This is a genomic window from Roseovarius halophilus (ex Wu et al. 2025) (assembly GCF_047086965.1).
The window spans coordinates 1-18,578 of sequence record NZ_JBKOTX010000004.1 but is presented as its reverse complement, the minus strand read 5'-3'; the positions used below and the strand labels follow the sequence as shown (position 1 = coordinate 18,578).

At 67.5% G+C, this 18,578-nt stretch carries 21 protein-coding genes; 9 read left to right on the top strand and 12 right to left on the bottom strand.

The genetic code is table 11. The features are described 5' to 3' along the window. The first annotated feature begins 177 nt into the window (after nucleotides 1-177). From ACH107_RS01315 to phbB, 3 genes are all read left to right on the top strand, one after another. Nucleotides 178-984, top strand: a complete 807-nt coding sequence (locus ACH107_RS01315; RefSeq protein ID WP_412504312.1) for an EAL domain-containing protein — start codon at nucleotides 178-180, stop codon at nucleotides 982-984. Between the two features lie 168 nt (nucleotides 985-1,152). Next, nucleotides 1,153-2,325: an acetyl-CoA C-acetyltransferase gene (locus ACH107_RS01310; RefSeq protein WP_310691316.1), complete on the top strand. Its 1,173-nt coding sequence runs from the start codon at nucleotides 1,153-1,155 to the stop codon at nucleotides 2,323-2,325. Nucleotides 2,326-2,395: 70 nt separating this feature from the next. Then, a complete protein-coding gene (phbB, locus tag ACH107_RS01305; RefSeq protein WP_310691315.1) occupies nucleotides 2,396-3,118 on the top strand; it encodes an acetoacetyl-CoA reductase in 723 nt (240 codons plus the stop codon). A gap of 63 nt (nucleotides 3,119-3,181) precedes the next feature. On the opposite strand, the gene ACH107_RS01300 is transcribed toward phbB, so the two are convergent. The 3 genes from ACH107_RS01300 to ACH107_RS01290 form a co-directional block, all read right to left on the bottom strand. Next, on the bottom strand, nucleotides 3,182-3,352 hold the full coding sequence (locus ACH107_RS01300; protein ID WP_310691314.1) for a YdcH family protein: 171 nt from the start codon (nucleotides 3,350-3,352) through the stop codon (nucleotides 3,182-3,184). A 130-nt stretch (nucleotides 3,353-3,482) separates the two neighbouring features. Further along, nucleotides 3,483-4,274, bottom strand: coding sequence for a tRNA1(Val) (adenine(37)-N6)-methyltransferase (locus tag ACH107_RS01295; RefSeq protein ID WP_310691313.1), 792 nt, complete (start codon nucleotides 4,272-4,274; stop codon nucleotides 3,483-3,485). Continuing rightward, a complete protein-coding gene (locus ACH107_RS01290; RefSeq protein WP_310691312.1) occupies nucleotides 4,252-4,467 on the bottom strand; it encodes a DUF2007 domain-containing protein in 216 nt (71 codons plus the stop codon). The genes ACH107_RS01295 and ACH107_RS01290 overlap by 23 nt, the downstream gene beginning before the upstream one ends. 54 nt (nucleotides 4,468-4,521) lie before the next feature. Here ACH107_RS01290 and ACH107_RS01285 point away from each other — a divergent pair, with 54 nt between their 5' ends. Further along, nucleotides 4,522-5,517: a polyprenyl synthetase family protein gene (locus ACH107_RS01285; protein WP_412504311.1), complete on the top strand. Its 996-nt coding sequence runs from the start codon at nucleotides 4,522-4,524 to the stop codon at nucleotides 5,515-5,517. A gap of 33 nt (nucleotides 5,518-5,550) precedes the next feature. Here ACH107_RS01285 and ACH107_RS01280 read toward each other — a convergent pair whose 3' ends face one another. The 3 genes from ACH107_RS01280 to ACH107_RS01270 form a co-directional block, all read right to left on the bottom strand. After that, a complete protein-coding gene (locus ACH107_RS01280; protein ID WP_412504310.1) occupies nucleotides 5,551-6,411 on the bottom strand; it encodes a 4-(cytidine 5'-diphospho)-2-C-methyl-D-erythritol kinase in 861 nt (286 codons plus the stop codon). Continuing rightward, nucleotides 6,398-8,095 (bottom strand): tetratricopeptide repeat protein, encoded by a 1,698-nt coding sequence (locus ACH107_RS01275; RefSeq protein WP_412504309.1) that lies wholly within the window; start codon nucleotides 8,093-8,095, stop codon nucleotides 6,398-6,400. Before ACH107_RS01275 ends, ACH107_RS01280 begins: the two co-directional genes overlap by 14 nt. Nucleotides 8,096-8,245: 150 nt before the next feature. Continuing rightward, nucleotides 8,246-9,895 (bottom strand): electron transfer flavoprotein-ubiquinone oxidoreductase, encoded by a 1,650-nt coding sequence (locus ACH107_RS01270; protein WP_412504308.1) that lies wholly within the window; start codon nucleotides 9,893-9,895, stop codon nucleotides 8,246-8,248. A 238-nt stretch (nucleotides 9,896-10,133) separates the two neighbouring features. On the opposite strand from ACH107_RS01270, the gene greA reads away from it, so the two are divergent. Together greA and ACH107_RS01260 are read left to right on the top strand one after the other, a co-directional pair. Further along, complete coding sequence (gene greA, locus ACH107_RS01265) at nucleotides 10,134-10,604, top strand: transcription elongation factor GreA (protein WP_310691308.1); 471 nt, start codon at nucleotides 10,134-10,136, stop codon at nucleotides 10,602-10,604. Nucleotides 10,605-10,621: 17 nt separating this feature from the next. Next, nucleotides 10,622-11,623 carry a hypothetical protein gene (locus ACH107_RS01260; protein WP_310691307.1) on the top strand — a complete coding sequence of 334 codons (1,002 nt, stop codon included), beginning with the start codon at nucleotides 10,622-10,624 and terminating at the stop codon, nucleotides 11,621-11,623. A 479-nt stretch (nucleotides 11,624-12,102) separates the two neighbouring features. Here the strand turns inward: ACH107_RS01260 and ACH107_RS01255 are convergent, their stop codons facing one another. Both ACH107_RS01255 and mobA read right to left on the bottom strand, forming a co-directional pair. Continuing rightward, nucleotides 12,103-12,684 (bottom strand): GNAT family N-acetyltransferase, encoded by a 582-nt coding sequence (locus ACH107_RS01255; RefSeq protein ID WP_412504307.1) that lies wholly within the window; start codon nucleotides 12,682-12,684, stop codon nucleotides 12,103-12,105. Continuing rightward, the gene (gene mobA / locus ACH107_RS01250; RefSeq protein WP_310691305.1) at nucleotides 12,681-13,274 is read right to left on the bottom strand and encodes a molybdenum cofactor guanylyltransferase MobA; all 594 of its coding nucleotides are present in this window, start codon (nucleotides 13,272-13,274) and stop codon (nucleotides 12,681-12,683) included. Before mobA ends, ACH107_RS01255 begins: the two co-directional genes overlap by 4 nt. A 64-nt stretch (nucleotides 13,275-13,338) precedes the next feature. On the opposite strand from mobA, the gene ACH107_RS01245 reads away from it, so the two are divergent. Next, nucleotides 13,339-14,052: an AzlC family ABC transporter permease gene (locus ACH107_RS01245; protein ID WP_412504306.1), complete on the top strand. Its 714-nt coding sequence runs from the start codon at nucleotides 13,339-13,341 to the stop codon at nucleotides 14,050-14,052. After that, nucleotides 14,049-14,381: an AzlD domain-containing protein gene (locus tag ACH107_RS01240; protein WP_412504305.1), complete on the top strand. Its 333-nt coding sequence runs from the start codon at nucleotides 14,049-14,051 to the stop codon at nucleotides 14,379-14,381. The genes ACH107_RS01245 and ACH107_RS01240 overlap by 4 nt, the downstream gene beginning before the upstream one ends. Here ACH107_RS01240 and ACH107_RS01235 read toward each other — a convergent pair. The 4 genes from ACH107_RS01235 to ACH107_RS01220 all read right to left on the bottom strand — a co-directional run bounded on the left by ACH107_RS01235 (nucleotide 14,362) and on the right by ACH107_RS01220 (nucleotide 18,004). Further along, nucleotides 14,362-14,976, bottom strand: a complete 615-nt coding sequence (locus tag ACH107_RS01235; protein ID WP_412504304.1) for a hypothetical protein — start codon at nucleotides 14,974-14,976, stop codon at nucleotides 14,362-14,364. The genes ACH107_RS01240 and ACH107_RS01235 overlap by 20 nt on opposite strands. A gap of 15 nt (nucleotides 14,977-14,991) precedes the next feature. Continuing rightward, nucleotides 14,992-15,126 carry an aa3-type cytochrome c oxidase subunit IV gene (locus tag ACH107_RS01230; protein ID WP_412504303.1) on the bottom strand — a complete coding sequence of 45 codons (135 nt, stop codon included), beginning with the start codon at nucleotides 15,124-15,126 and terminating at the stop codon, nucleotides 14,992-14,994. Between the two features lie 123 nt (nucleotides 15,127-15,249). After that, a complete protein-coding gene (locus tag ACH107_RS01225) occupies nucleotides 15,250-16,287 on the bottom strand; it encodes an MBL fold metallo-hydrolase (RefSeq protein ID WP_412504302.1) in 1,038 nt (345 codons plus the stop codon). A gap of 16 nt (nucleotides 16,288-16,303) precedes the next feature. Continuing rightward, entirely contained in the window at nucleotides 16,304-18,004 is a 1,701-nt protein-coding gene (locus ACH107_RS01220; RefSeq protein ID WP_412504301.1) for an acyl-CoA dehydrogenase, read from the bottom strand. A 111-nt stretch (nucleotides 18,005-18,115) separates the two neighbouring features. On the opposite strand from ACH107_RS01220, the gene ACH107_RS01215 reads away from it, so the two are divergent. After that, nucleotides 18,116-18,578 (top strand): L-threonylcarbamoyladenylate synthase (locus ACH107_RS01215; RefSeq protein WP_412504300.1); only part of this gene is annotated, 463 nt, incomplete at its 3' end.

Below are 18,578 nucleotides of genomic sequence, written 5' to 3'. Positions count from 1 at the left end.
ACTTTTGCACTTAGCCCCTTTACATTCCATATCTTGGACGTCAGCAAAGTTCCGGTCGGCAGCGCCGCAGCGACCCATGAGGCGATCTTTCTGCCGACAATTCAACGTAAACGACTCCGTTTTACCGGCCTTTAACGCCAGGACTGGCAGACCTCGAGGGTGACAACGGAGTAACCGATGCCCGCTTTTGATCTTTCCCGGTCCGCGCTTGACGATCAGGTGCCCAAGGATCCGCTGGACTATGCCGTCAGCGTCCGTGACAGGGATGTCATGGGCATGGTGCGCGATGCCCTGGCGCAGGGTCACTGCGCCCTGGCGTTTCAGCCGGTGGTGCTGGCGGGGCCGGGTGGCAAGGCGGCCTTTCACGAGGGGCTGATCCGCATTCTGGACGAGACGGGGCGCGTCATCCCGGCGGCGCAGTTCATGGACCGGATCGAGGAGGATGGCATCGGCCGCGACATTGATTGTGCGGCGCTCGACCTCGGCTTGTCGCGGCTGCGCGAGATGCCTGGCGTGCGGCTAGCGGTCAACGTCTCGGCCCGATCCCTCGGGGACGGGGCCTGGCGGCGGGTACTCGACCGCGCGTTGCACGACGACCCTGACCTTGGCCACCGCCTGATCCTCGAGATCACCGAAGGCAGCGCCATGCAACTGCCCGAGGTCGTGATCCGTTTCATGGAAGAGATGCAGCCCCTTGGCGTGGCCTTCGCGCTTGACGATTTCGGGTCCGGGCTGACCGCCTTTCGCCATCTCAAGGATTTCTTCTTCGACCTGGTCAAGGTGGACAGCTGCTTTGTCAGGGCGATCGACGAGGACCCGGACAACCAGGTGATCGCCGAGGCGCTGATCACCATCGCCCATCAGTTCGAGATGTGCGCCGTGGCCGAGGGGGTGGAAACCGCCCGCGAGGCCGAGGTCGTGACCGGTTTCGGGGTCGATTGCCTTCAAGGATACTATTACGGCGTACCGCGCTTTCGTATATGAACCGATCCGGCCCCGGTTTTGAAACAAGATTACCCAACCGCGCCGCAAACCGTGTTGCAGTGGCAGAATGGACCGCCTATGAAGTGGGAAGATGGCGGGTTCGGGCCCGCGTGATTCCGCGTCCGGCTCCTGCCCGCCAAACCTGACGGATCACGAGAGGACTCATTCATGACCAATGTCGTTATCGCATCGGCCGCCCGCACCGCCGTGGGCAGCTTCGGCGGCTGCTTTGCAAATACCCCGGCCCATGACCTTGGCACCGCCGTGCTGGAGGCTGTCGTCGCACGGGCCGGTGTCGACAAGGGCGAGATCTCCGAGACCATTCTTGGCCAGGTGCTGACGGCCGCGCAGGGCCAGAACCCCGCCCGGCAGGCGCACATCAACGCTGGATTGCCGCAGGAAAGCGCCGCCTGGGGCATCAACCAGGTCTGCGGTTCGGGCCTGCGGGCCGTGGCGCTGGGCGCACAGCACATCATGCTGGGGGATGCCAGCATCGTCGCCGCCGGCGGGCAGGAGAACATGTCGATGTCGCCCCATGCGGCCAACCTGCGCCAGGGCCACAAGATGGGCGACATGAAATACATCGACACAATGATCCGTGACGGGCTGTGGGATGCCTTCAACGGCTATCACATGGGCCAGACCGCCGAGAATGTCGCCGAGAAGTGGCAGATCAGCCGCGAACAACAGGACGAATTCGCCCTGGCCAGCCAGAACAAGGCGGAGGCCGCGCAGACCGCCGGCAAGTTCGACGACGAGGTGGTGGCCTACACCATCAAGACCCGCAAGGGCGATATCGTCGTCGACAAGGACGAGTACATCCGCCACGGTGCCACGATCGAGGGCATGGAAAAGATGCGCCCGGCCTTCACCAAGGACGGCTCGGTCACCGCGGCGAATGCCTCGGGGCTCAACGATGGCGCCGCGGGGGCGCTGCTGATGAGTGCCGACGAGGCCGAGAAGCGCGGCATCGAGCCTCTGGCCCGCATCGCGAGCTATGCCACCGCCGGGCTGGACCCCTCGATCATGGGCGTCGGCCCGATCCACGCCAGCCGCAAGGCACTGGACAAGGCCGGCTGGTCGGTCAGCGACCTCGACCTCATCGAGGCGAACGAGGCCTTTGCCGCCCAGGCCTGTGCCGTCAACAAGGACATGGGCTGGGACCCCGAGATCGTGAACGTGAACGGCGGCGCCATCGCCATCGGCCACCCGATCGGCGCCTCGGGCGCGCGGGTTCTCAACACCCTGCTTTTCGAGATGAAGCGCCGCGACGCCAAGAAGGGCCTCGCGACGCTTTGCATCGGCGGCGGGATGGGCGTGGCGCTCTGCGTCGAGCGCTGAGGACATCGACAAGGAAAATGGGGGCGCCGGGAGGGCGCCCCGAACCAGCCCCTGAAGGAGGAGAAAGACCATGGGACGTGTTGCACTGGTGACAGGGGGCAGCCGCGGGATCGGCGCCGCCATTTCCAAGAAGCTCAAGGAAGAGGGCTACGAGGTCGCCGCGACCTATGCCGGAAATGACGAGGCAGCCGCGAAGTTCACCGAGGAAACCGGGATCAAGACGTACAAGTGGAACGTGGCAGACTACGACGAGTCCAAGGCCGGCATCGAAAAGGTCGAGGCGGATCTTGGCCCCGTCGAGGTGGTCGTGGCCAATGCGGGCATCACCAAGGATGCCCCCTTCCACAAAATGACCCCCGAGCAATGGTCCCAGGTGATCGACACCAACCTGACTGGCGTCTTCAACACCGTGCATCCGGTCTGGCCCGGCATGCGCGAACGCGGCTTCGGCCGGGTCATCGTGATCTCCTCGATCAACGGTCAGAAGGGCCAGTTCGCGCAGGTCAACTATGCCGCCACCAAGGCGGGCGATCTGGGCATCATCAAGTCGCTGGCCCAGGAAGGCGCGGCCAAGGGCATCACCGCCAATGCCGTCTGCCCGGGCTATATCGCGACCGAGATGGTCATGGCCGTGCCCGACAAGGTGCGCGAGGCCATCATCAGCCAGATCCCGGCCGGCCGCCTGGGCGAGCCCGAGGAAATCGCCCGCTGCGTGGCCTTCCTGGCCTCGGACGACTCGAGCTTCGTCAACGGCTCGACGATTTCCGCCAACGGCGGACAGTTCTTCGCGTGACAGGACAAAGGCCGCCACCGGGGCGGCCTTTCCGTTTCAGCCCCGTTTCGCCCTGTCGGGGCTTCAGGCCCGCTCTTCGAGGCGGGCGATCTCTTCCTTGAGCTGCAGCTTCTGTTTTTTCAAGCGCGCGATCTCCAGGTCGTCGCTCCCCGGGGCGCGCTGGGCGGTCTCAACGGCTTCGGACAGTTGGTCGTGCTTTCTCTTGAGCTCTTGCAGGTGCGACGTAATGCTCATGTGAGTCCTCCATGCGGTTGAGTTGTAGCATCAGTGCATCATACCTTTCGGTGTCTGTCACGCTGTGGGGCCGAAAATCGGTCCGCCTGCGCGCCTTTCCGCAGGAAAACTGCGCCTCCTTCCAGAAAGGTTAACCGACCATTGGCAAGGCAGCGCCGTCGCGCAGCACGGCGCGGATCTGCGCGGTGTAGTCCTCGGCATCGCTGCCATGGGCCGCGCCCGCGTGCAGAATCAGCGGGGCACGCAGCCGGAACGGCGCGCGCCCCTCCTTGCGGGCGCAGACCAGCACGCGGTCGGCGGCGCGCCCGGCGCGGCCCGCAACGGGCCAGACCGTGACGCTGCCCAGCCGGTGATCCATGGCCCCCAGCAGCTCGGGCAGGCGGTCGGCCTTTTGCACCAGCGTCAGGTAGCCCTTTGGGGCCAGCCGCCGGGTCGCCGTCTCGATCCAGTCGGCCAGCGGCGTGTCGCCGCCGAAGGCCGTCTCGCGCCCTGCCGCGCCCGAGGCGGTGCCTTGGCGACGATCGAAGTAGGGGGGGTTGGCAATCACCTGCTCGAAGGCCCGGTCGCGCAGAGCGCGGGGCAGGGCGCGCAGGTCGGCCGCCTCGATCCGGGCGGCGATGCCATTTTCTGCGGCGTTGTCTCGTGCCAGCGCGGCATAGTCGGGCTGCAATTCCACGCCGGTCAGGTCCAGTCCGGGCACCCGGGCGGCCAGGCAGAACAGGGCTGCGCCCACCCCACAGCCCAGGTCGAGCACCGATTGGCCGGGCCGCGCGGGTGTGGCCGCCGCCAGCAAGACCGGATCGACCCCGGCCCGGTAGCCGCGTGCGGGCTGGCACAGGGTCAGACGGCCCCCGAGGAAGGCGTCGCGGGTCACCCCGGTTGCGCCGCAGGGGCCGGGATCACTGGCCCAGGTCGATGTCATTGTCCAGCAGGATGGCGGCGGCCATGAAATGGTCCGATGTCCGCACCATGATCCGGCGCGGCAAAATGCCGATGCTGCCTTCGAGGACGCTCATGTTTACGTCCAATTCGAAGACCTCTATACCCTCTCCGGCCAACAGGGCCTTGGCAAAGGCGATCACGGTCGGGTCGTTGCTGCGCAAAAGTTCCTTCATCCACCCGACCTAAGGCGAAACCCCCGCCTTTGTCGAGCATCTGACGGAGAGTTCATGACCCTAGATGCCGCCACCAAACCGCAGGAGCGCCTGGCCGGGGCGCTGGCGCATGACATGGACCTGGTCAACGTGTTGATACGTGAGCGCATGGCCTCGGAGCATGCGCCCCGCATTCCCGAGGTCACGTCGCATCTGGTCGAGGCCGGCGGCAAGCGCCTGCGCCCGCTTCTGACGCTCGGCGCGGCGCGGATGTGCGGCTATGACGGGCCGTACCATGTGCACCTGGCCGCGACGGTCGAGTTCATCCACACGGCCACCCTGCTGCACGACGATGTGGTCGACGAAAGCGCGCAGCGGCGTGGCCGTCCCACCGCGAACCTGCTGTGGGACAACACCTCCAGTGTTCTGGTGGGCGACTACCTCTTTGCGCGGGCCTTCCAACTGATGACCGAGACCGGCTCGCTGCGGGTGCTGCGCATCCTGTCGAATGCCGCCGCGACCATCGCCGAGGGCGAGGTTCTGCAACTGACCGCCGCGCGCGACCTGGCCACCAGTGAAGAGACCTACCTGAAGATCGTGCGCGGCAAGACCGCGGCACTTTTTTCGGCGGCGATGGAAGTGGGCGGCGTGATCGCGGCGCAGGACGAGGCGCGGGTCCGTGCCATGTTCGACTATGGCGACGCGCTGGGGATCGCCTTCCAGATGGTAGACGATATCCTCGACTACGCGGGCAGCGCGGCCACCGGCAAGAACATCGGCGACGATTTCCGAGAGCGCAAGCTGACCCTGCCGGTGATCAAGGCCCTGGCCGCAGCCGATGCCGAGGAACGCGAATTCTGGCAGCGCACGATCGAGAAGGGACGCCAGGAGGCGGGCGATCTGGACACCGCGATGGCCCTGCTGGACCGGCACGGTGCCATCGCGGCCACCCGCAATGAGGCTCTGGCCTGGGCCGACCGCGCCAAGACTGCGCTGGCCGATTTGCCGGACCATGCGATCCGCGAAATTCTGGTGGATCAGGCCGACTACGTCGTCGCGCGGCTGCGTTGAGCGCGGACGTTGCGTCGACGCGCCGCGTGGCCTTCATGCAGACCGAAGGCTTGTCGCCATGACCCACCAGCCGGGGTGTGCGCGGTGCAGCGACTCGGCCGCCGCATCCCGCCGGGCCGTTTCCGCGAAAAGCGCGAAGCAGGTGGCGCCCGAGCCGGACATGCGCGCCAGCCGAACCCCCGGCAGGACCGAGAGCGCCTCGAGCACCCGGCCGATCACCGGTTCCTCGGCGATGGCAGGTGCGGTGAGATCGTTGCGCTGGCGCGCCAGCCAGGCCACCCATGCCGCGGTATCCGACGAGGCGGGCATGGCGTCATCCATCTGCGCGTTGGTCTTCGGCGCGAGCGCGCCGAAGATCCCGGGCGTCGAGACCGCCACGCCCGGGTTGACCAGCAGCAGCGGCAGCGGGGACGGGTCCTGGAGGCGCGCCAGCTCTTGGCCGATGCCGCGCATCCGAAACAGGCCCGGCGTCAGGCAGGCGGGCACATCGGCCCCCAGCGTCAGGGTCTGCGCCGCTTCGGGCAGCGGCCGTTCCCAGAGCCGGGAGAGCGCCCGCAGGGTCGCCGCCGCATCGGCCGATCCGCCGCCGATCCCGGCGGCCACCGGCAGGGCCTTGTGCAGGTGGATATGCGCGCCACGCTGGGGGTCCAGCAGCCGTGCCGCGCGCAGAACCAGATTTTCCGACTCCGAGGACAGGCCGGCGGCAAAGGGCCCCTCGATGCTCAGGCTCAGCCTGTCGGCTGGGGTCACGGTGACACGGTCGCCGACCTCGGTGAAGGCGACCAGCGAATCGAGCAGGTGATACCCGTCGGCGCGTTGCCCGGTGACATGCAGGCAGAGGTTCAGCTTGGCCGGGGCAAGTTCCGTCAGCGGCGCCGCCTCAGTCGGTGTCATAGGCCATGTCCGCCGGGGTCTGCCCCTCCTCGTGCATCACCTCCTCGAGGCCGACCTCCAGCTTGCGGCGAATGCGCTCTGCCAGCTCGGGGTCGGGGTCGAAGGACAGCGCGCGGCGCCACTGGAAGCGCGCCTCGACGGCGCGGCCCACCATCCAGTAGGTGTCGCCCAGGTGGTCGGTCACGACAGGGTCCACCGGCTCCAGCTCCACCGCGCGCTCCATATGCGTCACCGCCTCGTCGTAGCGGCCCAGCTTGAACAGGACCCAGCCCAGGCTGTCGATGATCGCGCCGCTGTCGGGGCGCGCCGCGGCGGCCTCCTCGATCATGGCCAGCGCCTCGTCCAGGTTCTCGCCCATCTCGACCATGGAATACCCAAGGTAGTTCAGCACCGAGGGCTGACCGGGTTCGAGCCGCAGCGCCGCGCGAAAATCCGCCTCGGCGCTGTCCCACTGGTCCATCCGTTCGTGGGTGATTCCGCGGGCATAGGTGACCCACCAGCGCGAGGGGTGATCCGGCCCATAGAGCGACAGCGCGGTGTCATAGGCGGTATTGGCCGCGGCGTAGTCCTCGGCCTCGCGGTGGATGTCACCCAGCGAGGCATGCACCAGCGCCACGTCGTCATGGCCGCGGGCCAGTTGCGAGAGCACCTCGATCGCGGCCTCGGTGCGTCCTTGGGCGCGCAGGGCCTCGGCGCGGCCAAGCTCGGCGGTCAGGAAGGCGGGGTCGGCAGGATCGACCCGCGCGAAGGTGGCCGCGGCCAGATCGTGCTGGCCGATCTCGTCCAGCAGCCGTGCGGCCATCACATGCGCGCGGGCCAGATCGGGGTCGATATAGGCGGCCGCCTGTGCATACATCAACAGGTAGGACGGTTGGGCCTCGCCACCTTGCAGCGCCTCTGCCAGGCTCAGGAACAGATGCGCGACGGCAGCGCGCGGGGTGTCGGCCATCCCTGCCCCCTTTGGAACGACGCCGTCGGCGACCTGCGCGCGAATCGCGCGCAGCTCTGGCGCCGGGTTCGGGCCGAAACCCTCGTCGAGCACCTCTTGCGCAGGCTCGAACCGGCCCAGCCGGGCGAGGACCTGCACATGGGTCAGCACCGAGGCCCTGCTGGGCACCACGCCTTGCTCGGGCGGGCGCGACAGGATATCATCGGCGGCGTCCAGGTCGCCCACCTGGGCCAGGGCCGCAGCCTTGTGAAGGTAGCCAAAAGAACGCAACCCGGAGGTCTCGACCATCTCGTCGAAGGCCTCCAGTGCGACGTCCATCTGCCCCTTGCCGACGAAGGCCCAGGCCTGGGTCAGCCCGTCGATCATGGGACCGACCTCCAGACCGGCCTCCATCAGGTCCACGACGCGGTCCCAGTCCTCGGTCCGTGTGGCCTCGGCCAGCAGCACCAGGTTGGCCATCTGACCGTTCTGCCCCTCGGCCAGCATGGCCTGCGCCACGGGCAGGGCGTTCTCGACCCGGCCCACGGCGATCTGCGCGGTTAGGGCGTTCTCGCGCAGGGCCGGGTTGCTGGGGTCCCGGGTCAGGGCCTTGCCGAAATAGGTGGCGGCGGCGTCGTAATCCTGGGTCAGCCCGGCCTGGCGCGCGGCCAGATAGGCGCCCAGGTCCGGGTTGGCGGCGACCGGTCCGGACAGGGCGATCGCGGCGATCAGGGCAAGGCTGAGGGGTCTGGGCACGGCAGTCTCCGGATATCTTGACACGCCATGAGTATAGCGCGGCCCCGCCGGGGGCAAATCACAAGCGATGCCCGTGGCAGCGGGCTGCGCATTGGCTCGGGTAGGGCGTGAACACTGCCCGAAATCCGGGCACATCGACAGCGGGGCCTGTCACATGTTCGGGTAATTCGGCCCGTCGCCGCCCTGTGGCACCGTCCAGTGGATGTTCTGGCTGGGGTCCTTGATGTCGCAGGTCTTGCAGTGCACGCAGTTCTGGAAGTTGATCACGAATTTCTGTTCGCCGTCCTTCTCGACCACCTCGTAGACGCCGGCCGGGCAATAGCGCTGGGCCGGTTCGGCGTATTTCGGAAGGTTCACGGAAATCGGCACGCTGGCATCCCCGAGCTTCAGATGCGCGGGTTGGCTTTCCTCGTGATTGGTCATGGAATAGCTGACGTTGGTCAGCCGGTCGAAGCTGAGCTTGCCGTCGGGTTTGGGGTAGTCGATGGGCTGATGTTTGTCGGCGGTTTCGGTGGCCTCGGCGTCCGACTTGCCGTGCGTCATGGTGCCGAACAGGCTCTGCCCCAAGAGGGTATTGGTCCACATGTCGACCCCGCCCAGGGCGAGCGAGGCCTTCAAGCCCCACTTGGACCACATCGGTTTGACGTTGCGCACCTTCCCGAGGTCGCGGCCGATGGCGCCGGTGCGCACCTCGTCTTCGTAGGCGGTCAGTTCGTCGCGCGCGCGGTCGGCCTTGATCGCGTCAACAGCGGCTTCGGCGGCGGCCTTGCCGGACAGCATGGCGTTGTGATTGCCCTTGATGCGGGGCACGTTGACCATGCCCACGGAGCATCCCAGCAGCGCCACGCCGGGCGCCACCATCTTGGGCATCGACTGATAGCCGCCCTCAGAAATCGCCCGCGCGCCGTAGGCCACGCGCTTGCCGCCTTTCAGCAGGTCGGCCACCATCGGATGATGCTTGAAGCGCTGGAACTCCATGTAGGGGTACAGGTGCGGGTTGCGGTAGTTCAGGTGCACCACGAAGCCCACGTAGACCTGGTGGTTGTCCAGGTGATAGATGAACGACCCGCCACCCGCGTTGCCGTTCAGCGGCCAGCCCATGGTGTGCGTCACCGAGCCCTCGCGGTGCTTGTCCGGGTCGATTTCCCAGATTTCCTTCATGCCCAGGCCGTATTTCTGCGGCTCTTTCCCGGCGCGCAGATCGTATTTTCCGATAACCTCCTGGGACAGCGAGCCGTGCACGCCTTCGGACAGGAAGACGTAACGCCCATGCAGTTCCATTCCCGGTTCGGTGTTCTCGCCGTAGGAGCCGTCGGGCTCCAGGCCGAAGACCCCGGCGACAACGCCCTTCACCTCGCCGGTCTCACCGTAGACCAGTTCGGAACAGGACATGCCGGGGAAGATCTCTACGCCCAGTTCCTCGGCCTGTTCGGCCATCCAGCGGCAGACATTGCCCATGCTGACGATGTAGTTGCCGTGGTTGTTCATCAGCGGCGGCATCGGCCAGTTCGGCACGCGCACCTTGCCGGACTCGCCCAGCATGTAGAAGTTGTCGTCGCGCACCGGCGCGTTGAGCGGGGCGCCCTTTTCCTTCCAGTCGGGGATAAGCGCGTCCAGGCCGCAGGGGTCCAGCACCGCGCCGGACAGGATATGCGCGCCCACCTCGGAGCCCTTTTCCAGGACGACGACCTCGAGATCGGCATCCAGCTGCTTGAGCCGGATCGCGGCCGACAGGCCCGCGGGTCCCGCCCCGACGATGACGATGTCATAGTCCATGGATTCGCGTATCACTTCGGCCATGTCCGGGCCTCCTCTGTCCTTGCGCGCCCTTACATGTCTTAGGTATCGGACCAGCCTGCCCTGAGCAATCGAGACACGACGTTAAATTGTCACGCCGCGACCTGTGCCGGGGCTTGCGGTGGCGTCGTGACCTCATATTGTCGGGGACGGGGACGCCGATGGTGTCTTCCCTTGAGGCCCGGCGGCCTAGGGGGTTATGAACACTTACTGCAAGTTTCACGCTTTTCAGGACGAACCGATGGACAAGATACCGCTGACCCGCGCCGGTTACGCCAAGCTCGAGGCCGAGCTCAAGCAACTCAAGAGCGAGGAGCGCCCCGCCATCATCAAGGCGATCGCCGAGGCCCGCGAACATGGCGACCTGTCCGAGAACGCCGAGTATCATTCGGCAAAGGAAAAGCAGTCCTTCATCGAGGGCCGCATCAAGGAGCTTGAAGGCGTAATGTCTCTGGCCGAGGTGATCGACCCGGCGAAGATGTCCGGCGCGATCAAGTTTGGAGCCACGGTCGGGATCGTGGACGAGGACACCGACGAGGAAAAGAGCTACCAGATCGTCGGCGAATACGAGGCCGACCTCGAAGCCGGCCGGCTGAACATCAAGTCGCCGTTGGCCCGGGCCCTGATTGGCAAGGAAGAGGGCGACAGCGTCGAAGTTCACACACCCGGCGGGGACCGCAGTTACGAGATCCTCAGCATTTCCTGGGCCTAGGGCCGGAGGCCAGCAGCATGGCAAACCGCCCGACCCAGGCCGACGCCGCCCTGCAAGCGCGGGACAGGCCGGCGGGGCCGCGCGTCTCGGCGGTCGAGATCACGGCCGGGGTGATCAGCCTGGTCTGGTTGGCAGCCGCGGCCCTTGTTTTTGTCGTGGGGCCGGCGGACGACGGTGCCGACAGGGTCGGTTTCGCGGTGACGCTGTTGGCGGTGGTCCTGCCCCTTGCGGTGATCTGGGTGGCGGCCATTGCAATGCGCTCGGCCCGCATCGTGCGCGAGGAATCGCGTCGCTTGCAGGCGGCGGTCGATGCCATGCGTCAGACCTATATCGCCGACCGCCAGGCCCGCGGGGCCGCCGGTATGGACCCTGCTGTAGAAAGAAAACTCGACGAGATCGCCCGGGCTGCGCAGCAGGCCGGAGCGACCCCGACGTCCACTGCCGAGCGATCGGGTGGCCTGACTGCGCCGCAAGGTCCCGAGCCGCCCGCGGGCAGCGGTGATCAGCCCGCCCTGGCGCTTGGCACCGGCCCCGAGGACATGCCCCCGCCGGTACAGCGGTCCGATCTGATCCTTGCGCTGAACTTTCCTGATACCGAGGACGACGCGGTCGGCTTTGCCGCCCTGCGCCGCGCGCTCAAGGACCGCGACGCGCGCCAGTTGATCCAGGCCAGCCAAGACGTGCTGACGCTGCTCAGCCAGGATGGCGTTTACATGGACGACCTGCACCCCGACCGGGCGCGCCCTGAATTCTGGCGCCGCTTCGCCCGCGGCGAACGCGGCAGGGCCGTGGGTGCCCTGGGCGGGGTGCGCGCCCCCGAGCCGCTGGCCCTGGCCGCCGGCCGGATGCGCGAGGACACGATCTTTCGCGACGCCGCACACCATTTCCTGCGCAAGTTCGACCAGATGCTGGAAGGCTTCGAGAAAGAGGCCACCGACGAGGAGATCGCCGCCCTGTCCGAAACCCGCACCGCCCGCGCCTTCATGCTGCTGGGCCGGGTCACCGGGGCGTTTGACTAGGATGCGACTGGACAGCAGGGACCGGGTGGCAGCGGCGGGCCGAACACTCGTTCATCTTCCTTGGCCAAGCGCGTCGGATGACGGGTGTCAGCCCAGGGCGGATATTGAGAGCAAGTCGCGCGATGGCCAGCCCGCGGGATGGCGATCGGCCCTTTGAGCGAGGCACTTTATCCGACCAAATCCGCAAAACATCCGAACGGGGTGCCAAGCCCCACCAAATCGCCAGCCCGGGGGGCGGGCTGGCGATCGCGCGGCGCCTTCGGCGCTATTCGCGCGGATAAGGGCGTCGATGACAGCTCTGACCCTGCATAGGGGGGATCGGGAAACAGCTATGAATTTGCAGCCCCCCTCCCTGCGCAAAGCTGTCGTTCGGGCAGGCTGGTTGGTGGCGACCGGTCTGGCCATGACGAGGGCGTTCGCGCCATAATCGGCACGGCGGCGCGTCCGGCTGTTCGGGGGGCAGGGGCGGCGTCGGCGGCTCAGGCGACGCGGCGGATCATCGTCGTGGCGCAGCGAAAGCCGAAGACGTGCCGCAGCAGGCCCAGGCGGTGCTCTCCCCCGGCCACGAAGCCCTGCCGTTCGTAAAGCGCCCGGGCCCGCGGGTTGCTGTCGATCACGTCGAGCCGCAGTTCCGAGAAGCCCCGGTCGGCGGCCTCCTGCGCGATGGCCTCCAGCAGCGCCGTCCCGATGCCCTGTCCGCGTGCCTCGGGCGCGACGATGATCCCGTCCATGACGAAGCGGTGGTTCTCGACCTCGCGTTCCAGTAAGCTCAGCGCGCCGGCGCGCAGGGCGCCGCCCAGCCGACCGTAGTGCCGGATCATGTCGCTCATGTGCCCGCCCACCAGGGCGCCGCGGTAGGTCTTGAACCCCACCAGGCCCTGGATGCGGCCCGCCGCGTCGCGCATGGTCAGCGCGTGGGTCGGGTCCATCACGTCCCCAAGAAAGGCGAGCGCCCGGCGGCGCGGCCCCATGACCCGGCCCAGTTTGCCGCCGAAGGCCCCCCAATAGAGCGCGGCGACCCGTGGTCGCTCGACCTCGGAGAAACCGCGTGCCGGGGTCATTCCGGGGCGGCCAACGCCGCCTCGGCCCGCGCCAGGTCCTCGGGCCGGTTCACGTTGAGAAAGGACGAGGGCACAGTCGTCGGGAAATAGGCTCGCGCCGCGCCGTACTGGTCTGTCCAGTCGGTGACCTTGCGCACCCCGTCCGCCAGCGCCGTGGTCAGCTCCGGGCGCAGGTCCACCGGCCAGAGACCGAAGGTCGGGTGCAGGCCGTCCTCGGCCGCCGCGATGGCCAGGCCCACCGGGTGGCTTTCGCCCGCCAGCAAAAGCTGCGGGACGAGGTCGCAGGGAAAGAAGGGCACGTCCACGGGCACGGTCACCACATGCCGCGCCCCCATGGCCGCGCCCCAGTCCAACGCAGCCAGAACGCCTGCCAGCGGTCCGGCGTGGCCTGCAATGCTGTCGGGCACCTGCGTCAACGTGGTGTCGAGCGTGGTATTGGTGTTTACCGCCAGCGCGGCGACCTGCGGGCCCAGCCGCCCGGTGGCGCGCTGCAGCAGGCTTTCGCCTCCGAGCATCACCATGGCCTTGTTCCGGCCACCCATCCGGGTGCCGCGCCCGCCTGCCAGTATCACGCCCAACGGCTGTGTCATTGGTTGCCATGCTCCCCCTGGCGCGGTACGCGATCCTCTCCGACCAGAACCTTAGGTCAGTCCCGTGGCCCGATCCAAGCCGAAAAACACCTATCTGATGGGCCTGCGCGATGCGCTGCCCTTCCTGCTGGTTGCGGGGCCCTTCGGCCTGCTCTTCGGGGTGGTGGCCGCCGAGTCGGAGCTGAGCGTGCCGCAGGCCATGGCCTTTTCCACCGTGGTCTTCGCCGGGGCGGCACAGTTGGCGGCCCTGCAACTGATGGTGGACAACGCGCCGGTCCTGATCGTCGTGGCCACCGCCCTGGCGGTCAACCTGCGCATGGCGATGTACTCGGCCTGGTTGGCGCCCTGGCTGGGGGGTGCCCCCCTGTGGCAGCGGGCGCTGGCGGCCTATGTGAACGTTGATCAGAGCTTTGCCTGCTCGGCGATACGCTTTGAGCAATACCCCGACTGGTCCGTGGCCCAACGCATGGCATTCTTCTTTGGCGTGGTCACGCCCATCGCGCCCGCCTGGGTGGCCATGACCGCGCTGGGGCTCTGGCTGGGCGAGGGCATCCCGGCCTGGCTCGCGCTGGATTTCGCCATGCCGGTCTGTTTCCTGGCCCTGATCGGGCCGATGATGCGGACGGCGGCGCACCTGGCGGCGGCCTTCGCCTCGGTCGCGCTGGCACTGTTGCTAGCGGGGGTGCCCTACAACCTTGGCCTGCTGGTCGCGGCGCTGGTGGCCATGGCCGTGGGCGCCCGGGTCGAACTGTGGCAGACCCGGAGGGCCGCGCCATGAGCGACGCGACCATCTGGATCATCATCCTGGCCACCGGGATCGGCACCTTCCTGCTGCGGTTTTCCTTTCTGGGGGTGCTGGGCGGGGCGACCCTGCCCGACTGGGTTCTGCGGCACCTGCGCTATACCGCGGTGGCGGTGCTGCCGGGGCTGGTGGCGCCGCTGGTGCTCTGGCCCGAGGCGACGGGCGCCCAGCCCGACGGCCCGCGTTTTGCCGCGGCCGTGGCGACGGTGGTGGTGGGATATTTCACGCGCAACGTGCTGGGGGCGATCGCCGCCGGGGCGGTCACGCTCTATGCGCTTCTGTGGTTTACGGGTCTGTCGATCTAGCCGCATCGAATTGCGCGGCGGCGACCGACTTGTCGGCGCTGTCGGACTCACGATAGGTGCGAGTCGTCACCCCGGGCAGCCGCGCGAACTGCTCGGCCAGGGTGTCCGGGAAAAGCGTGGTGTGGATGTCCTCGAACCCCGGCAATTTCCCCAGCATCCGCGACGTATGGATGGTGCAGAGCGATTTGGGCGTCGCGCCGTTCTCCTGCACCAGGCGCAGGGCAAGCTCGGCGGTGGCGGGCGGAATTTCGACGCGCTGGATTTGCATGTAGTAGGTGACCCGTGAATGATACGAGGTGTAGAACTGCGCGATCCGCGGGGTGATCCCGAAGTGGACATCATTGCGTTCGGGGATCGTGTCATGCCCAAAGGTGCCCGCCGGGTCCCAGATCACGCGCTGGCTGGCGTTGATCATCAGTCCCGTGTGGGCGCCGTTGTCGGTGCCGGTGTTGCGCATAGTGAAAAGCGTCAGCGCCTTGGGGCCGGGATGCGCATAGGCCTTGGCTGCGACGAACTCGTCCGGTGCCCATTCCGGTGTGGCTCCGCAGGCCACCAGGGCCAGCGGGGCACAAAGCAGGAACGTGCGGCGGTCCATGAGAGCCCCGTGCGCTCAGGCACCGATCAACGCGAGGAAGATCAGGATGACGATGATCGCGATGGTGCTCCGAACCGTGAAGGTCACGAACCCCTCGAAGGTCTTTTCCTGTTCGCTGGTGTCCATCTCACCGTGCTTGTGCTCTGCCATGTCGTGTCCTCGGGTGTGCAACTGCGATCGTGACATGACGTAGCCCATTCGCGGGGCCCTGTCAGCCCCGTTCGAACCGCGCAGGGGGGCACCTGCCGATTTGACGCACGCGCGTATGCGGTCTCAGCGGGCCTGGAACCACCAGGCGCCATCCTCTCGCAGCTCGCGGGTGGCGCGGCCGGTCTGGTAGAGATGGTTGAGATGGGCCAGCGCCTCGACCAGGGCCAGGCCATACTGGCCGCCGGAAATCTCGCGCTTGAAAATCGGCAGGAAACAATCGCCTGCCCGGCGCGGCTCGGACAGGTGGCCCATAAGCCGTTGCAGCGCACCGTGGTGGTTCTCGATCAACTGGGTCAGGCGCAATGGCAGCCCGGTGAAGGGCAGCTTGTGCCCGCCCAGCACGAGGTGGCGATCCTCGGCAAGCGGCTGGAACCGCGCACAACTGTCCAGCCACTCGGCCAGCGGGTCGGCCTCGGGTTCGGTGGGGTAGACGCCGATGTTGGGGCTGATCGAAGGCAGCAACTGGTCGCCCGCCAGCACCAGGTCGTCATCGCAGGACCAGAAGGTGGCCTGTTCCGGCGCGTGGCCGTTGCCCATGCGAATGTCCCAGTCGCGCCCGGCCATGCGGATCATCTGGCCCTCTTGCAGGCGGGTGAACCCCAGGGGAAGCGGGTGGGTGCAGTCAGCGAAATTGAATGGGCGTTCGGCGCGGCGGGTCTTCAGCACCTCGGCGTCCATCCCGGCACGCTGGTAGAAGGTGATCGAGCGGGCCGGGTAGGCGGGCTGTTCGTCCAGTTGCAGCATCCGCGCCATGAGCCAGCCGGTGCGCGGCATGGCCAGCTCTGCGTCCGCCTCCTGGAACCAGCCGGCCAGGCCCATGTGGTCGGGGTGATGATGGGTGCAGATGACGCGGGTGACGGGCTTGCCTGCCATCTGCCCGGCCAGCGCCGTCTCCCAGATGGCGCGTGACTTGCGACTGTCAAAGCCGGTGTCGATCACCGTCCAGCCGTCGCCATCATCCAGCGCGTAGACATTCACATGATCCAGCGCCATTGGCAGAGGCAAGCGCAGCCAGAGCACGCCGTCGGCGATCTCGCGCGCCGCGCCATGATCGGGCGGCGTCTCCCACGGGTATCTGATGCCGGTCGTGGCTCTGTTCATGGCCCGCCTCTGACCATCACGCGCCCAGGTCGTCAAGCGTCAGCGCCATCAGGCCCTCGGCCCCGGCGCGGGCCGCGGCCAGCTGGGCGGCATGCTCGGGCAGCAGGCGGGTGATATAGAACCGGGCCAGCCGCGCGTGGCTGGCGTTGCCCTGTCGGACGGCGCGCAGGTGATAGTGCCCGCCCAGCACCCGCGCAAAGCCCATCAGAAAGGGCACGGCCCCGGCCAGCCGGTCTTCCATGTCGCGCGCGACCAGCCATTCCACGGCGTCGCGCAGTGTCTCGGCCGCCTCGTAGACGTCCCGGGCCAGATCGGGCAGGGCGCCCTTGGCGGCATCGGCCCCCTCGCAAATCTCGTCGATCAGGGCGATGGCGGCCTCGCCCCCGTCGGCCATCTTGCGCCCGACAAGGTCGATGGCCTGGATGCCGTTGGTGCCCTCGTAGATCGCCGAGACGCGCACGTCGCGGTAATACTGCGCGGCGCCGGTTTCCTCGATGTAGCCCATGCCGCCATGGACTTGCACGCCCAGGTCGGCCACGCGGATGCCTGTCTCGGTGCCGAAGGCCTTGGTGATCGGCGTCAGCAACGCGGCGCGGGCGGTCCAGGCGCTGTCGCCGGTGGCCTGGCCGAGGTCGATGGCCACGGCATTGGCAAAGGCGATGGCGCGGGCAGCGAATGTATCGGCCTTCATCGTTGCCAGCATCCGGCGGACGTCGGGGTGCTCGGCGATCGCACCCGTGCCGCCTGCCTTGCCTTGCTTGCGGTCCAGCGCATGGGTCAGGGCCTGCTGATAGGCGCCCTCGGCCACGCCGATCCCGTGGGTTCCGACGCCGAGGCGCGCGTTGTTCATCATGGTGAACATGGCCGCCATGCCGCCCTGCGGTTCGCCTACAAGCCAGCCGGTCGCGCCGTCGTATTCCATCACGGCAGTGGGCGAGCCGTGCAGCCCCATCTTGTGTTCCAGACTGACCACGCGCAGGGCATTGCGGTCTCCGGGCGTCCCGTCCTGGTCGGGGATCAGCTTGGGCACCATGAACAGGCTGATGCCCTTGGTGCCCGGCGGGGCGTCCGGCAGGCGGGCCAGCACCAGGTGGCAGACGTTCTCGGCAAAGTCGTTGTCGGCCCAGGTGATGTAGATCTTCTGGCCGGTGATCGCGTAGCTCCCGTCGCCCTTCGGCTCGGCGCGGGTGCGCAGGGCGCCGACGTCGGATCCGGCCTGCGGCTCGGTCAGGTTCATGGTGCCGCACCAGTCGCCCGAGATGAGCTTCGGCAGGTAGAGCGCCCTGATCTCCTCGCTGGCGTGGTGTTCCAGCGCCTCGACCTGGCCCTGGGTCATCAAGGGATTCATCTGCAGCGCGAGGCAGGCGCCGCACATCATGTCGTTCACCGCGTTGGTCAGCGTCATCGGCAGGCCCAGCCCGCCATTGTCGGGATGCGCCGACATGCCGATCCAGCCGCCCTCGGCGATGGCGCGATAGCCTGCGGCAAAGCCCGGCGGCGTGCGGACAACGCCGTTGTCCAGTGTCGCGGGGTACTGGTCGCCCGCCCGTTGCAGCGGGGCAAGCACCTCGTCGCACATGCGGCCGGCCTCGGTCAGGATCGCCTCGACCATGTCGGGCGTGGCCTCGGAGAAACGGTCCGTGGCGCGGACCGCCTCGAAGCCCGCCACCTTGTCGAGGAGAAAGCGCATGTCCTGGACGGGGCTGTAATAGGGCATCGGGACCTCCCTGCGATGATGCTTGGATTCGCGGCGGGGGCCGGGTAAGGCGACCGGACCCTCGCGATACGCTAATGCGCAGGTGCCCTGTCGCAACCGAAACGCCACGTCATGACCGCCCAGCCAGCACAGACCAAGACCGAGCCCCTGACCGCCGACGCCGCCGGGCTGGACCGTGCTGCGGCACTGCTGGCAGCGGGCGGGCTGGTGGCGATCCCCACCGAAACGGTCTATGGGCTGGCGGTCGATGCAACCGACGACGACGCCGTCGCCCGGTTGTATCAGGCCAAGGGGCGGCCCGCATTCAATCCGTTGATCGTGCATGTGGCGGATGTCGATCAGGCGCGCGCGCTGGTCGAGATGGCGCCCGGGGCCGACCGCCTGGCGCAGGCCTTCTGGCCCGGTGCGCTGACGCTGGTCCTGCCGCTACGGGACGGCACGGGGATTTCGCCGCTGGTCACGGCCGGGCTCGAAATGGGGGATCATGTGGGGGATGCGCTTACTCCCTCCAAAAAATTTTTATTTATATACAATTGTTTAATCCATTTGATTGGCGGAGGAGGTGGGATTCGAA

Bases quoted from the DNA above. Each gene is read 5' to 3' on its own strand.
- mobA (WP_310691305.1), bottom strand. From the start codon at position 13,274: ATGACACAGCCGTTGGGCGTGATACTGGCAGGCGGGCGCGGCACCCGG.
- ACH107_RS01310 (WP_310691316.1), top strand. From the start codon at position 1,153: ATGACCAATGTCGTTATCGCATCGGCCGCCCGCACCGCCGTGGGCAGC.
- greA (WP_310691308.1), top strand. From the start codon at position 10,134: ATGGACAAGATACCGCTGACCCGCGCCGGTTACGCCAAGCTCGAGGCC.
- ACH107_RS01260 (WP_310691307.1), top strand. From the start codon at position 10,622: ATGGCAAACCGCCCGACCCAGGCCGACGCCGCCCTGCAAGCGCGGGAC.
- ACH107_RS01285 (WP_412504311.1), top strand. From the start codon at position 4,522: ATGACCCTAGATGCCGCCACCAAACCGCAGGAGCGCCTGGCCGGGGCG.
- ACH107_RS01240 (WP_412504305.1), top strand. From the start codon at position 14,049: ATGAGCGACGCGACCATCTGGATCATCATCCTGGCCACCGGGATCGGC.
- ACH107_RS01230 (WP_412504303.1), bottom strand. From the start codon at position 15,126: ATGGCAGAGCACAAGCACGGTGAGATGGACACCAGCGAACAGGAAAAG.
- ACH107_RS01280 (WP_412504310.1), bottom strand. From the start codon at position 6,411: ATGACACCGACTGAGGCGGCGCCGCTGACGGAACTTGCCCCGGCCAAG.
- ACH107_RS01315 (WP_412504312.1), top strand. From the start codon at position 178: ATGCCCGCTTTTGATCTTTCCCGGTCCGCGCTTGACGATCAGGTGCCC.
- ACH107_RS01225 (WP_412504302.1), bottom strand. From the start codon at position 16,287: ATGAACAGAGCCACGACCGGCATCAGATACCCGTGGGAGACGCCGCCC.
- ACH107_RS01255 (WP_412504307.1), bottom strand. From the start codon at position 12,684: ATGACCCCGGCACGCGGTTTCTCCGAGGTCGAGCGACCACGGGTCGCC.
- ACH107_RS01295 (WP_310691313.1), bottom strand. From the start codon at position 4,274: ATGACATCGACCTGGGCCAGTGATCCCGGCCCCTGCGGCGCAACCGGG.
- ACH107_RS01270 (WP_412504308.1), bottom strand. From the start codon at position 9,895: ATGGCCGAAGTGATACGCGAATCCATGGACTATGACATCGTCATCGTC.
- phbB (WP_310691315.1), top strand. From the start codon at position 2,396: ATGGGACGTGTTGCACTGGTGACAGGGGGCAGCCGCGGGATCGGCGCC.
- ACH107_RS01300 (WP_310691314.1), bottom strand. From the start codon at position 3,352: ATGAGCATTACGTCGCACCTGCAAGAGCTCAAGAGAAAGCACGACCAA.
- ACH107_RS01290 (WP_310691312.1), bottom strand. From the start codon at position 4,467: ATGAAGGAACTTTTGCGCAGCAACGACCCGACCGTGATCGCCTTTGCC.
- ACH107_RS01235 (WP_412504304.1), bottom strand. From the start codon at position 14,976: ATGGACCGCCGCACGTTCCTGCTTTGTGCCCCGCTGGCCCTGGTGGCC.
- ACH107_RS01220 (WP_412504301.1), bottom strand. From the start codon at position 18,004: ATGCCCTATTACAGCCCCGTCCAGGACATGCGCTTTCTCCTCGACAAG.